Source organism: Janthinobacterium sp. JF4 (assembly GCF_059617925.1).
Genome location: NZ_JCAQAV010000063.1, coordinates 1 through 14,572 on the forward strand (window position 1 = coordinate 1; position 14,572 = coordinate 14,572).

General features: G+C 58.5%; 5 protein-coding genes and 2 pseudogenes. 3 read left to right on the forward strand and 4 right to left on the reverse strand.

Going from position 1 to position 14,572, the window contains the following annotated elements:
- The first annotated feature begins 188 nt into the window (after window positions 1–188).
- The gene (locus AC54AF_RS25810; protein ID WP_496638848.1) at window positions 189–380 is read left to right on the forward strand and encodes a hypothetical protein; all 192 of its coding nucleotides are present in this window, start codon (window positions 189–191) and stop codon (window positions 378–380) included.
- Between the two features lie 106 nt (window positions 381–486).
- Here the strand turns inward: AC54AF_RS25810 and AC54AF_RS25815 are convergent, their stop codons facing one another.
- Together AC54AF_RS25815 and AC54AF_RS25820 are read right to left on the reverse strand one after the other, a co-directional pair.
- The gene (locus AC54AF_RS25815) at window positions 487–1,227 is read right to left on the reverse strand and encodes a hypothetical protein (RefSeq protein WP_489210192.1); all 741 of its coding nucleotides are present in this window, start codon (window positions 1,225–1,227) and stop codon (window positions 487–489) included.
- Between the two features lie 5 nt (window positions 1,228–1,232).
- On the reverse strand, window positions 1,233–12,641 hold the full coding sequence (locus AC54AF_RS25820; RefSeq protein ID WP_496638849.1) for a hemagglutinin repeat-containing protein: 11,409 nt from the start codon (window positions 12,639–12,641) through the stop codon (window positions 1,233–1,235).
- Window positions 12,642–12,650: 9 nt separating this feature from the next.
- Between AC54AF_RS25820 and AC54AF_RS25825 the strand changes: the two genes are divergently transcribed.
- Entirely contained in the window at window positions 12,651–13,337 is a 687-nt protein-coding gene (locus AC54AF_RS25825) for a hypothetical protein (protein ID WP_496638850.1), read from the forward strand.
- Here AC54AF_RS25825 and AC54AF_RS25830 read toward each other — a convergent pair.
- Window positions 13,260–13,421: pseudogene (locus AC54AF_RS25830) on the reverse strand (hypothetical protein); the annotation flags it as partial. The gene AC54AF_RS25825 and the pseudogene AC54AF_RS25830 sit on opposite strands and share 78 nt — an antisense overlap.
- Before the next feature lie 175 nt (window positions 13,422–13,596).
- On the opposite strand from AC54AF_RS25830, the gene AC54AF_RS25835 reads away from it, so the two are divergent.
- Window positions 13,597–13,992 carry a hypothetical protein gene (locus AC54AF_RS25835; protein WP_496638851.1) on the forward strand — a complete coding sequence of 132 codons (396 nt, stop codon included), beginning with the start codon at window positions 13,597–13,599 and terminating at the stop codon, window positions 13,990–13,992.
- A 275-nt stretch (window positions 13,993–14,267) separates the two neighbouring features.
- Here AC54AF_RS25835 and AC54AF_RS25840 read toward each other — a convergent pair.
- Window positions 14,268–14,396 (reverse strand): annotated as a pseudogene (locus AC54AF_RS25840) (hypothetical protein); the annotation flags it as partial.
- Between the last annotated feature and the right edge of the window lie 176 nt (window positions 14,397–14,572).

The following is a 14,572-nucleotide window of genomic DNA, read 5'->3' on the forward strand; positions in this document are numbered from 1 at the left end:
TGGCCCGGAACAGGGCCATGCTGCGACGAGGAATATGATCGCACGAAACTAAACATGTAGCCAACCAACAAATCGCACGCACTGAAAACAGCAGCAAATTGAACGCGCATCATGCAGCGGTCCCGACGGCGTGCCTAGTTACTGCAAAGTTCGATTATTTGAAATGGCCTTCAGTGAAGGGGCGCAGTATGACCAGTCGTACCGGCAATACCTCGCTGCGCGCGGCGCTTTACATGCCCAACTTGGTCGCACGCCGCCACAATCCCATTCTCTGCCGTTTTGCCGAACGCTTGTCTGCAACGGGCATGGCGAAAAAAAACAGTGATTGGCGCAATCATGCACAAATTAGTCCATCTGATCTATGGCGTGATCCACTCTGACAGGCCCTTCGATGCGCATTACTGGGCAAAAGGACTTGTCATTCAAGACGGTATCTAACCCCGGCCCTCCGGCCCTCACGAATGACGGACCGGGTCCTAGTCCTGTTCATTCATCATCTTCGCCTTTGAAAAAATTTTGAGGAAACAATTTCCTCATTTCTTCGCGCCGCTCCGAAAAAATAGCGAAATTATCATTAACATCCGCAATGTTTTGCGTCACTCTAACAATAAATCCATCACCAATCTTTTCCACAAAAAATCCTGATTCTTCTAATTTTTGAATATCGATATCTTTACAAAAATCAGGACCATAGTACATAGCCCATCCTATCCCGCAAATTTCCGGATTCAGTGAAGCATTAAAGGATCCCAAACGAAAGCTATCGTACCGCCCAAGATCTTTCAATTCTTCTTCAACAAATAAATGTAGCATGCCAATTTGCGGAGGAAGAATACAACACCACGACTTAAATAATTCATAAAAATTTACTTTCGATGCGTAGTCCGAAGTAAAGCTGATTTCCCCAGGAACAATCTGAGATTTTATATTTCTCTTTGTATGAGTCACATAACCCAAAGATTTCACCGATTTTTTTCGCCGCCAGGCAAATGTGTCCGCAACTTCAAATGTCCCTCCGCTATAACTCAAAGTAACAGGAGTCGCCCAGAAATTTTCAACACATTTCTTTCCAAGAAACGGTGCATCAAATTTATCAGGATTATGAGAAATTTGCTCAGGAAGGAGATTTCCTTGAAATTCACACAAACTATCTAAAATATGTTCCCCAATACGCCAATTAACTGTCTCGCTCTTTGTTCTGACATTAATTTTTATATACTTTTTCATGACGATTATATTTTCTTAATGGTTTTTGCGACAGGATCATATACGTATATTTCCCCACCCGTTTTTTTAATTTCAGCAACAAGATTCTTGGATATGGTTTTATTTCTTGGACTAACTACCAGATTGAGTGGTTGTCCAGTCTCCTGTGCAATTTGCACTTGCGCTCTAAACTGAGGTGACAGAGATAAATCAACCACATTTTTTGCTTCAATCATTCCTCCAACATTTTTCCCGCTTATATCTACAATTGTCTTAACCTCACGCCCGTCCGCCAACCTGACAGTTATCGCTGTATTATTTTTCTCCGCACCAACATGTTTAAGTTCATCAATAAGGCTTTTTTCAAACTCGATGCCATTTTTGTAATTGATTGAAATCTGCGAATTGGAATTTGCATTTCCAGAATTAGAGTTACTTGAAGAGCTTCCATTTACCCCTGAATTATTGTCATTTCTCTTATCGTCACTTGACTCGTCACTACTAGAAAAAATTACATTTCCAGGCTGATAACTAGGCGAGCCAATAATTGCTGGCAATCCCTTTGAAACTACGCAAAGTGGAGGCAAACAATAAAATCGAGGCAATACCAACACGCCGCCAGCACTCGGGCCACTTGGACCATCCAAATCATTGGGAAAATCCCATGGACCCGTCGTTCCAGTATTGGCCCCACCTTGCTTGAATGTCAGAACCGCAGTGTCAACGACATATTTTAATGTCGATTTACCCAACTGAGTCACTGCATCGTGAGAGCGGAGAACGAAATCCCGCCTGAAATCCCCTCCGTGACCGCTTAAATCATATTTAAACTGCCCTGTAGCTTCGAGGATACGCTTCTCGTCAAGATACAAAGCTCCGCGCACCTCTTGTGCTTGGTACGCTGCTTTCTCAGGATTGGCATCCGACAACTGATTGGAACAATGGACCAAAGCACATGCTGCATCGTCTAACCTTCGTTGCGCCGCTTCGCTTTTGCCATTTTTCAACTCCTTAAGCAAGCGTTTTTCATTATCATGAAACTCGCGGTTGTAGGAATCCACGGTGTTAGCGCTGGCGCCCCCCTGTGCCGCTCCCGATAGCAGGCCAACGCCATCTTGCCCACTGATGCCTCCCGCAGTCAACCCTGCAACCGCCCCACCGACAGCAGACCATATTTGCTGGTAACTATTGATCAACTCATCCTTCGCCGTACCTGTCAACTTTAATCTTTCAGCCTCCTTGGCCCCCAACTCAGCGCCTAAACGATGTCCAAGATTGCCACCCGCGACACCTACCACGCTATTTATAGCACCGGATCCTCCACCCGATAATGCACCGATCATGCCCTGCGTAGCACCATGCAGTGCAAGGCGATATGCGCCATCATCACCCCATGCCGCTGCCTTCTCTTGCGACTGCTTTGCCAATGCAGTGAACTCTGCTGCTGCGGTATAGTCGCCAGCCGTCTCGGCCTTCTTCGCCGCAGCAGCAAAACTATCAGCGTCAATTTGCGCCGCATCCTGATATTTTCCGGCAAAGTCGCCAATTTCCTTTGCTGCCAGTGGGGCGACGGCCTCCGTAAAAGCCTTGGCTACATCCATCGTCGCCTGCAACTTGGCCTTATCGAAATTATTGCCGATCTTGCCACTGCTATCCACTCCGGTCGTCACATCGCGGTTCACACCGGCGATACTCTCATCCGCGCCTTTGCCCGTCGCCGCGCGCTGAGCCGCATCGTCGGTGATGACGATTGTGCCGCCGCTGATACCGCTACGGGTCGTGCTGGTGGAATTTTCGCTGAGGGAAACGATAGCTGGCAGGCCTGCCGTAGTAGCATCTTTTTTGCCACCGACATCCGTCAGGTTCTCATTTCGTGTGCCCGTGCCAGCAAAGGACATACCACCCGACACCCCCACACTGCTGCCCTTCGATATCGCATGATTGGCAATGTCGCTGTGCGTCAGGGTTGAAGTAATCAGACTGCTGTCAAGCTTGCCCGCCTCGGTGGCGCTGATGACGGCTCCCTTCAAGTCCGTATTGCCGCCCACCTTGATCTGGAAGCCGCCATCGCCCGCCTTGATGCCGCTTTGCTCCTGCACGCTGGCGTAGTCGTTGTGCATATTGCTCTGGCTATAGCTGCCGCTGACGCTGGCGCCAAAGCCCACCGTACCGCTGGCGGAAATGCTCTGGCTCTTGCTGTCGAACTTGGCCAGGTCTTGCAAGCTTTCCAGGTTCAGATTGCCCTTGATGTCGGCAATCACCTGGTTGGCGCTGGCCACGGCGCCCTTGATGTTGGTATCGCCACCGCTACTGATCACCAGCTTGTCGCCCGCATTCACATGCGTATTGAGTTGCGTCGTGCCGTCGCCGTCCTCATGGCCTTTGCTGCCGCTGACGCTGGCAGTGAAGCCGAAGGACATGCCCTTGCTGCTCACGCTGGCCGCCACGCCAGCCGAGGCGCTCATGCTCGAGCTTTTGCTGTGCTGGCTTTCTGTATCCTGCGCCGCCAGCAGATTGACGTTGTTGTCGGCATGCAGGCGGATATCGTTCTTCGCGTTCAAGTCGCTGCCGAGGATATTGATGTTGCTATCCTTGCCGCCGCCCAGTGCCGTGATGTTGATGTTGTTGCCTGTCAGCACACTGCCGCTGTGCGTCGTGCTGGCCGTGTTTTGCGTCTGGATGCTTTCCGAATGGCCCGCCGTCAGGCTGATGCTGACGCTTGGTCCGCCTTCCTTCATCATGTCCTTGGCCGCAGCGTTCGCCGCCATGGCAGTGGTCGCCGCCGCCATGGCAGTGACGCGACCATCCTTGGCCGTGCTGGCCGCCGAACTCATGGTTTGCAAGGTCTGGATGGCGCTGATCACGCTGCCGCCCAAGGCCAGGGTCAAGCCATCCTGCGTCGTCTTGACTTCAAATTTCCCCTTCTCATTGTCCTGGCCAGGCTTGATGGTGACGCTCTTGCCGATGATGTCGAGGTCCGTCGCGGCAAGAATATCGCTGCCGCCTATCGTCACGTTATTGCCAGCGACCATCGTCAGCGCGCCGCCTGTGGCGCCGATCGAACTGCGCGCCTCGCCGCTTTGCAAGGTGGCATCTCGTTCCTGGTCTACGGTCGTGGTCTTGGTGCCATAGCTGAAGCCGATGCCACCGCTACTCATGAAACCGCTTTTCTTGGTACTGGAATGGTGCAGCTCGTATACGGTATTGGTGGCCGCGTCGATCGTGATGTTGTTGCCCGCGAGTAATCGCGTCGCGTCGTCGCTCAAGATACTCGAACCGGTGACTTGCAGATCGCGACCCGCCTGCACTGTCACACTGCTGCCGCCAAGCGAGGTGCCAATCGCAGTGGTGGTATCGACCACGTCATGCTTGGTCGTCGTGGTCTTGTTCCAGAAACCCTTCTTCGTCGATTTGCTGGCAACATCGGTCACTTCGTTCTGGAAACCATTGACCAGGCTGATGTCATTGCCCGCTACCAGGCCCAAGGTGCCACCCGCCTGCACGTCGGCCGCGCGCGCCAGCAGGTCATGGCCCGCCTGCAGATTGACATTGCCGGCGCCCATGATCTGGCTGCCTATTTCACTGGTCTTGCTCTGTTTGCTGTAATTGTCAGCGTTGCGTAGGTCATTCTGGGTAGAGGCCACGGTAACGGTATTCAAGGTCAGGTTATTGCCAGCAATCACGCTGGTCTGGCCATTCACGCCGGCATTGGCGATGACGCCGCCCGTCACCGTCACATCGCGCCCTGCCTGGACGACGAGGGCATTGCCTTGGTCCGTGCCCGTCACGTACATGCCTGCCGTCGAGCCGATGGTGGTGCTGGTCGACGTATTGCCCGTCCATCGCTCGCTGGCGTTGCTGACGGTGCTGCTCACCACGTTGATATCGCGGCCTGCACTGGCGACGAGTTTATCGGTCGCGATCACCTGGCCGCCAACATTATTAATGTCATTGCCCGCCAGCACGACGATCTGCTTGCCGCCCAGCTCGCTTCCCTGACTGCTATTCTTAGTCGAGACGCTGCCATACCAGCTTTGATGCGTTTCTGTATCACGTGCCGTAGACATAACGATATTGCGGTCGGCAGTGAGCTGCAACGTTTCCGAAGCATGGACACCTGCCGCCTTCAGCAGGATATTGTCACCGGCACTCATGCGTATATCGCCTGCAGCGGAGATATTACTGCCCGTTTCCTTGACTGACGAGTCGGTCGTGTAGCGCCCTGCATAGCCTTCCATCCGCTGCTCGCTATGGCTACTCACTGTCGTGACGGCGATATCGCGGCCAGCTGCAATGCCGATACCGCCCCCATTTGCCGTGTTAGCAATAGATGCACCCGCAATATTGACATCACGGCCAGCGGACACCAGCAAATTCCCGCCGTTGACTGTTCCGTCACCGGTCACATAAAGGCCAGCCAAACGATCCAGGCTGGTGAGGCTCAGGCTGTTTTTCCCATCGTCCCTATCCAGGGATTGCGTGGATGTTTTTACATTCACATCCCGGCCTGCACTGATTAGTAATTCGCTGTTCGCCGATATGGTGCCGCCAATGTTGTTCAGATCATTTCTAGCGGTAGCGGAAATGGCGTCACCACTAATACGCCCGCCCATATTCTCGATGTTGTCCGCATTCAGCTTGACGATCGTGCGTCCCGCAATCGTACCGCTATTGACCAAATCGCCTTCCAGATTCAGGTTGACCTCCTTGCCGGCCAATAATCCACCCTGTCCATCGATATCGCCCTCACGCACGCGCACATACACTTGCGGCGCCAGCACTTTTTGCATGCTGCCATCTGCCAGCATGACTTCCTGTTCCACCAGCCAGACGATATCGCTGGTCAGCCCCGCCATTTGCTCCGCAGTCAGCGCAATGCCGGGACGAAGGTCCCATTGCTTGGCAAAGGCAATGCCTTGATCCATCAGGGCCTTGTACTGCTGTTCGTCACTGGTGTAATCGCCCACGAAACGCTGTCCCGTCAGCTCTGCAACTTGCTCGCGCACCAGGCGCTGCTCATAGAATCCGTCACCGAGGCGCTTTTGCGTCACAGATTGATCGTTTTTTATTTGATTTAACAAATAATCGGATCCTGTCCACTCCCGGTAACTGGCAAAGCGCGGATCGGTTTCCACCAGATAGCGGGATGATGGCGCGGACCGGATTTGATACAGGCTGGCATTTGGAATTTGCAGGGATGAACCCGTTGTCCGTACCACTTGCGCACGTGTGGAAGGATTACCCAGTTTCACTTGGGTAATACCATTCATGCGTACCTGTCCCTCGCTACTGACAGCGCCTGCGTTTGCAGCACTGCCTGTCGAGGCTGCGATTGCCACGTCTTTCAGCGGGCTCAAGCCTGTCGCAGCGCCCGTTTGCGCTCCTTCAGCCGCAGCCACGGCCTTCGTAGCCAACTGTCCGACTGCACCGCCTTGCCCGATTGTCCCGGCGTTTGCTGCGCTACCTGGCCCAGTTCCTCCCTCAACCGGAACTGCCGCTATACCAACGCGAGTAACGGAACCAAGTTCAGCCGCACCCGGCGCTTGCGCGCCGCCTACGCCAGAGACAAACGATGACGCCAGCGTTGCGATCTCGCCGGCCCGGCCTATCGTACTGGCATCGGCGATACCACCTGGCCCGTTCTTGCCCTGCACTTGATCGCCCGTAATGCCCGCCCCAGCTACGGTAGCGAGCCCGGTGTGCGGGTTAGCCTCGATGCCTGCAATGCCACTCAACTGAGTCGAAGTCACCCTCCCCACATCTCCAACCTGGCCGATGGCTCCGCCATGAGCGCTGCCGGGGCCATTGCCACCGGGCACGGCCGTAGCCGTCCCCACCGACGAGCGCGCCAGTAAGGTCGCATCGACTCCCCCTCCATGCTGGCCGCCACCGTTGGCAGGATCAACACGCGCGTTGGACACAGTGTCAACTGCGACGGTGCGGGCCGCATCACCCGTGCGCGCGCTACCGGTCGCGCCATGGCTACCCGACGCAGCCGCAGCACCTTGCGCCGCGACAACACCCGCCGCCCCGTTCGAAACATAGTTCAATGCCGATGCTGTCTCTGCAGCCAGACCTGTCGCAGCAGAAATTTGACTGCCTGGCGTGACGCCAACTGCCGCATCGGTGGCAGGATTGCCTGTGCGGTCGGTAGTCTGGACGGTATTGCCGCCATCGACGCGACCGATTCCCTTGCCGTTCAGGTCAGCAGAACTGCCAACGCCAACCGAACCCAGGCTAATTGTCGACACGCTGACATTGCCTGCAGCACCGCCTGTCCGCTCTATACCGCCACTGATACCGGAGACGGAAGCATTTGCCGGCTTCGTTCCCTGTCCTGTCGATTTCGTAAACTCCTCATTCCGGGCGGTACTCGGAGAGGTAGATGGAAGCATCTTGGTCGTATCGATCTGCGTCACAAATGTGTATGTCATTTGTTGACTTTGCGAATTATTAAGGATCTCGAACTTTGTCACTTTCCCTATTTCGCGAACAATTTTTTCTCCTTTTGTCTCCGTGTTCTGCAAAATCGCCCGATCTATATCAAGCCTGCCGCCTGCAAGAATATGACTATTGTCATTAACAATCGCATTGGAACTGATTTTTATATTGCCACCGGAAATAATCCGGCCGGGATCTGAACTCAGGATGACACTTTCCACTGTAGTACGGGTAATTTCCCGTTTCCAGAAACGATCAAAACCTTTACCATCGGGCGTTCTCAAAAGCATAATATTCCCTTGGGTATAAGGGCTTCCAATTACCTTTATTCCAGGATCGCTGGTGGCATATCCGGTGCCGTCAAAAACATCTCCGTCCTTAGGACCCACCACCTGATATTCAGAAACTACTTCTGTCGTCTCCCTGCCCTTATCAACAACCAAATGGTTGTTGAGTACATTGACCCGGCTAGCCCCCATCTCCAGATTCCCCAACGCCTCGATCGTCGCGCTTGCATTCGTCACCGATCCCGCCCAGCCCGTGGCGATGCGGTTGCCGTCCAGATAGCCTCCAATCGCCATATCGCCGCCGCTGAAGATCAGGCCGTGTTCGCGGTTATTGAGTGTCGTCACGCCAATGTCGAGGCGGGTGCGCGCCGCGATGGTGGCTGCCACGCCGCCTTCCACGTCATTGTTGACGGTGCCGCCGGCGATGCTCAGATGGTCGCCATAGATGCGGCCCGTGCCCAGGTTGTTCAGCGTTCCCACGTTCAGTTCCGTGTTGATGCCGTCGATCACGCCGCGGTTGTTCAATACGCCGCCGACGTTGACGCGCGTCGTGCCCGCATTGATGTCGCCCGTGCTGGTATTGTCGAAATTGGCCGCGCCCAGGGTCAGCATGCTGAGCGCCTGGATTTTCCCGGCATTGGCCAGTTGCCCGCCGATGGTGATATCCGCATTGCCGTTGGCCATGATCTCGGCGCCCGCGTTCAGCGTAAAGTTGCCGGCCAGGTCCAGCGCCAGATCCTTCTGTGACAACACCTTGCCATCGCCGCTCAGGCTGCCCGCGCGGATGTCGGTGCGCTGGCCGCCGATGATGGTGCCGCCCGAGTTGGTGACGGCCAGTCCCCGGCCGGGGCCCGTGTCCTGCAACGACAGCGTGCTGCCGGCGCTGAGCATGCCCAGTGTGTTGTTGATACTGCCTGCGCTGTTGATTGCCAGGTTGCCATCCGCGCGCACCGCGCCCTGCACATTGCTGACATTGGCACTGTTCAGGATCACATGCACGCCTTCGATGCCCTGGTTCGCGCCCAGGGTGCTGGCGTTGTCGATGGCGCCGCCCGTCACGGTGACGGCCGCGCCGGAACGGATCAAGCCTTGCTGGTTGTTGATACTGCCGCCACCGGCGTTCAGGCCGATAGTGTCCAGCACCTGGATTTGCCCGCCCTGGTTCTGCAAGCCGCTCAGGGTCAAATCCAGCGCCGACTTGCCGACGACCTGGCCGCCACGGTTATCCAGCTGGCCCACGCTGCCCGTGATGTTGCCTGCCGCGCCCAGATAGCCGCCCGCATTGTTCCAGTTGCCCGTTTGCAGGGTCAATCCTGCGCCGCTGCTGATACCGCCGGCACTGCCCGGATGGCGCACGGCATACGCGCCCGCATTGGTGTTGAGTAAAGCGTTGCCGTGCGTATCGATGGTCATGGCGCCGCTCGACTGCAGCAAGCCGCCTTCGTTGTCCAGGATGCCCGTCTGCAAGTTGACGGTTCCTGCGCCCGCCAAGGTGCCCTGCGTATTGTTGAAGACCTGGCCGTGCGTATCGAGCGTGACGTTCGCGCCCGCGATGGTGCCCAGCCCGTTCGACAGGCCGCCATTGCGCAAGATGATGTCGCCGCCCGACTGCATGGTGCCGCCGTCGTTGACGGTGGCGCCCGTGGAGGTGACCGTCAACAGGCCCTGCACCGAAGCCAGCTTGCCGCCGGCGCTGTTGTCGACGCTGGCCGCGTTCACGCTCATATTGCCCGTGGCCGCCAGCATGCCGCCCGCATTGTTGAATGCCTGCGCCACATTTGCCGTCAATTGCCCTCCCGCCGTGGCACTGCCGCCCTGGTTCAGCAGAGTTCCCGTCCCCAGCACGACATTGCCGCCGCCGGCGATGGCGCCGCCATGGCTGTTGTCGAGCACGTTGCTTGCCGTGACCGTCAGGTTGGCCGTGCCGGCCGCCTGCAGCTTGCCGCCCTGGTTATTGAGGGTCGGTGCGACGATATTGGTGTTACCGTTGCTGGCGATGGTGCCGCCTTGGTTGGCCAGGCTGGTCGTCAGTTGAATGCTGGTATCGCCTTTGCCCAGCTGCGTCAGGTTGCCGCCCCCATTGTCCAGGGTCGCGCCCGTCACGCTGATTTGCTGCGCGATGGTGCTGGCGTTACGGTGGTCGATGGTGCCGGCCGTGACGACCAGGGCGCCATTGCCCGTGATCTGTCCGCGCTGGTCGTTCAGCTGCGTGGCCTGCAGGTTCAAGGTGCCGCTGCCCGCATGCTCGATCTTGCCATCCGTATTCGTCAGCGTACCCGCCTTCAGGCCCAGGTTGGCGCTGTTGACGGCGATGCGCCCACCCGTGTTGTCCAGCACGCCCGCTGGCGATGTCAGGTCGATGGCCATATTGCCGGCCCCCGTCTGCACGATGCTGCCTTGCTGGTTGTTCAGGTTGCCGGCTGTGACGGCCAGCTGGCCGGCGCTGATATCGCCGCGCTGGTTGTTCCAAGTCTGGCTATTCGCACCGGCCGTGATCGTCAAGGCGCCCGGCGTGGTGACCACGGCGCCGCTGGTGCTGACGTCTCCCACGCTGGCCGTTAGGCTGATATTGCCGGCGCTGCTGCGGCTGCCGCCCAGGTCGACGCTGCCGCCGTTCAGGACAGCATTGCCTGCCGCCAACACTTGCCCATGCGCACCCAGCGCCTGCTGCGCCGTGACTTGTAAGTTTCCACTCGTTTGCAGGCTGCCATTGGCTTTCACGCCAGCGCCGATCAGGCTGGCCGCGCCGCTGTTGATGCTGTTGGCGCTGATGGTGTTGTTGCCCTGAGCCAGGATCACGCCGGTATTCTCCAGCGCGCCCGTCACGGTGAGCACCTGTTCTGCGCCAGCAAACAGGCTGCCGCTGTTGCTCACGCTGCCCGCCGTCGTCGTCAGATTGCCGCTGGCAACGATACTGCCCTGTGCGTTGAGCAGTTCGTCCATCGTCAACTGCGCATTGCCGCCCGCCGCCTGCAGCTGACCCAGTGTATTGTCCACCTTGCCACCGGCCAACGTCAGGTCGCGCCCGGCAATGATCACGCCGCTGGTGTTGTCCAGTTTGCCCGTCGCCGCCACATTGACGTCCTGCGCGGATGCAATACGGCCGTGGTCGTTGAGTAACTCGCCCGTTTCCACGCGCACATTGCCGTTCGCTTCGATCTTGCCGCCGCTATTGTCCAGGCGCGTACTGGCCAGCACTGTCGCCGCGCTCGTGCCTAGCTGCGTGATCTGCCCCTGGCGATTATCGAGGGTGCCGGCGGAGACGTTCACCTGCTGCGCCAGCAGGCTGGCATTGCGGTGATCGATGTAATTGGCCGCCACCTGCAGCGCGCCATTGCCCGTCAGCTGGCCCCGCTGGCCATACAGATTCGTGGCGCGGATCTCCAGCACGCCCTTGCCCGCATGTTCGATCTTGCCATCCGTATTCGTCAGGTCGCCCGCCTGCAGGCGCAGGTTGGCGCTGTTGACGGCGATGCGCCCGCCCGTATTGTCCAGCGCCCCCGTTTCGATGACGGTATCGCCCGTGCCCGTCTGGATCAAGCTACCCTTGGCATTGTCCAGCTTGGCCACGCGCAGGTCCAATTGCCCCGCACTCAGGCTGCCGCCCTGGTTCACCAGTGCCTGCCCGTTGGCGGCATTGGCCGTGATGGCCAGCAAACCATTGGTCGACACGACGGCCTTGCTGGTCGTCACATTGCCCGCCAAGGCAGTCAAGCCGATATTCGCCGCGCTGCTCTGGCTGCCAGCCACGTCGACCGACGCGCCCGTCAATTGCAGCTGGCCGGCCGCCATGTTCTGGCCGCCAGCCTGCAAGGCGCCACGGGCCGTCACCGTCAGGTCACCGGCCGAGGCAAAGCTGCCATCGGCACGCATGCCGGCCGCCAGCAGGCCGTTGCCGCTGAGTTGTCCTGCCGTGATTGTCGTATTGCCCAGGGCGGCCAGCGAGCCTGAATTGCTCAGCACACCGCCGATCTCCAGGGTCTGGTTGCGCCCCGCATACAGCACGCCTGCGTTGAGCACGTCGCCGCTGACTTTGGCTATGATATCGCTGCCCGCGCTGAGCGTGCCCTGCGCATTGCGCACGCTGGCCGCATCCAGGCGCAAGGCGCCAGTGCCCGCCTGCAGCAAGCCGCGCGTATTGTCGATGGCGCCGCCCACGTGCAGATCGGTTGCCGCCGCAATCACGCCATCGGTATTGACGAGCGCGCCGGTGCTGACGATGTCGGCGGACGTGGCCGAAGTGATCTTGCCTTTGGTATTGTCCAGGCTGCCGGTCTGCACCGACAAGGCGCCATTGCCGGCCATCTCTCCATTTGCGTTGTCCAGTTGGCCCGTGACGGCCACCGTCATGCCGCCCGCGCCCGTCTGCAGCAGATGGCCGCCCCGGTTGCTCAGGCTATCTGCCTGCACGCTCAGGGTACGCCCCGTGGTGGTGGCGTTGGCATGGTCGAACAAACCTGCCTTCAGATCGACGGCGCCATTGCCGATGATGCTGCCGCCGGCGCCCTGCAAGGTCGCTGCCGTGATGGCCAGGGTGCCGGTACCCGCATGCTCGATCTTGCCGCCCGCATTCGTCAAGGTGGCCGCGCCCAGAGTCAGATTGGCGCTATTGACGGCGATGCGCCCGGCGCTGTTGTCGAGATTGCCCGTCTGAATGACGGTATCGCCCGTGCCCGTCTGGATCACGCTGCCCTTGGTGTTGTACAAGTTTCCCACATGGAGGTCGAGCTGACCCGCCTGCAAGGTACCTTCCGTGTTGTGCAAGGTGGCATTGCTCGTGATGTTGAGCGTGCCTGGCGTCGTCACCACCGCCTTGTTCGTGCTGACATCGCCCTGTGTTGCCGTCAGGCCGATGTTCGCGGCGCTGGTCTGGCTGCCTGCCAGATCCACGCTGGCGCCCGTCAGCGTTGCCTTGCCTGCCGCCAGGTTCTGGCCATGCGCGGCCAGCGTTTGCGTGGTATTGATCGTCAGGTCGCCAGCCGTGCCCAGCTTGCCATCGGCCTGCATGCCGGCACCGAGCAAGCTGCTGGCGCTGCTGTCGAGCGTCTTTGCCGTGATGCTGTTGTTGCCTTGTGCCGCGATGACGCCCGTGTTGACGATAGCGCCGCTGGCGGTAAAAGTCTGGTTGCCGACTGCGTACAGGCTGCCGGTGTTGTCCAGGCTAGCCAAGGTGGCGTTCAAGTTGGCGCCGGCAAACACATTGCCTGCGGTATTATTCAAGTTCGCCACATTCAAGGTGGCATTGCCGGCCACTGCCTGCAATTGGCCCTTGGTGTTGTCGATATCGCCACCGGACAATGCCAGATGGCGTCCTGCGGCCACCGTGCCTTCCGTGTTGTCCAGGCTACCGACTGTAAGCCCGGCATCCTGCGCCGCCACGATGCGGCCCGTGTTGTTCAGTAATACCTGGGCTTTGACCAGCGCATCGCCATTGCCTTCGATCTTGCCGCCCGTGTTGTCCAGCTGGCCGGTGGCGCTCACCGTCATCAGGCCGATGCCTGTCTGCGCCAGGCTGCCGGCTCGGTTGTCCAGGCTGCCGGCGTTGATGGTCAGCTGATTGGCCACCGTCGTGGCATTGCGGTGGTCGAAGGTGGCTGCCGTGATATCCAGCTTGCCATTGCCCGTGATCTTGCCGGATTGATTAAGGAACTGGCCCGCGTTGATGGCCAGCAGCCCCGCACCCGCGTGCTCCAGCTTGCCATTGACGTTCGTCAGCACCGTCGCGTTCAGGGCCAGGTTCTCGCTGTTGACGGCGATACGGCCTGCCGTGTTGTCCAGCTTGCCGGTGGTGATGACGGTGTCGCCGGTACCCGTCTGCACGATCTCGCCGCTGGCGTTGTTCAAGTTGGCCACGTTCAGCTGCAACTGCCCCGCGACCAGCTGGCCCTGGCTATTCACCAGTGACTGGGCGTTGTTCGCGTTGGCGGTGATGGCCAGCACGTTGCTGGCGGAAATCACCGCCTTATTCGTCACGACATCGCCAGTATTTGCCGTGATGGCGATGTTTGCCGCGCCAGTCTGGCTACCCGACAAATCGACCGATGCGCCTGTCAACTGAGCGCTACCCGCCGCCAGGTTCTGCCCGCTCGCCTGCAAGACGCCATCGGCATTGATGGTCAGATCACCTGCCATGCCCAGGCTGCCGTCCGCTTTCACGCCAGCGCTCAGCAAGCCGCTGCTGGTGACTTTGCCAGCCGTAATATGGGTGTTGTTGACGGAAGCAATCGATCCCGTGTTGTTCAACAGACCACCCACCGTCAGTTGCTGACTGCGGCCCGCATACAGCAGACCGGCGTTGCTCAGGTCACCACTGATTTTGGCAGTCAGGTCCATGCCGGCGCTGACCGTGCCCTGCTGATTCAGCAAGGTCGCCGCATCGAGACGCAACATATCCGCCTGCAAGACGCCGCGCGTGTTGTCGATATTCACGCCGCCCACATGCAAGTCGCCAGTCGCTGCCATCACGCCATCGGTATTGTTCAATACACCCTTGCTGACGATGTCGGCCGCCGCGGCGGAGGTGATGCGTCCCTTGCTGTTGTCCAGCACGCCCGCCTGCAGATTCAAGATGCCCGTGCCCGCATGCTCGATCTTGCCGTCCTTGTTCGTGACGCTGACGGCATCGATGTTCAAGTTTG

Coding starts and splice junctions, on each gene's coding strand:
- AC54AF_RS25825 (WP_496638850.1), top strand. CDS start 12,651: ATGGAGGTCGAGCTGACCCGCCTGCAAGGTACCTTCCGTGTTGTGCAA.
- AC54AF_RS25810 (WP_496638848.1), top strand. CDS start 189: ATGACCAGTCGTACCGGCAATACCTCGCTGCGCGCGGCGCTTTACATG.
- AC54AF_RS25815 (WP_489210192.1), bottom strand. CDS start 1,227: ATGAAAAAGTATATAAAAATTAATGTCAGAACAAAGAGCGAGACAGTT.
- AC54AF_RS25835 (WP_496638851.1), top strand. CDS start 13,597: ATGGCCAGCAGCCCCGCACCCGCGTGCTCCAGCTTGCCATTGACGTTC.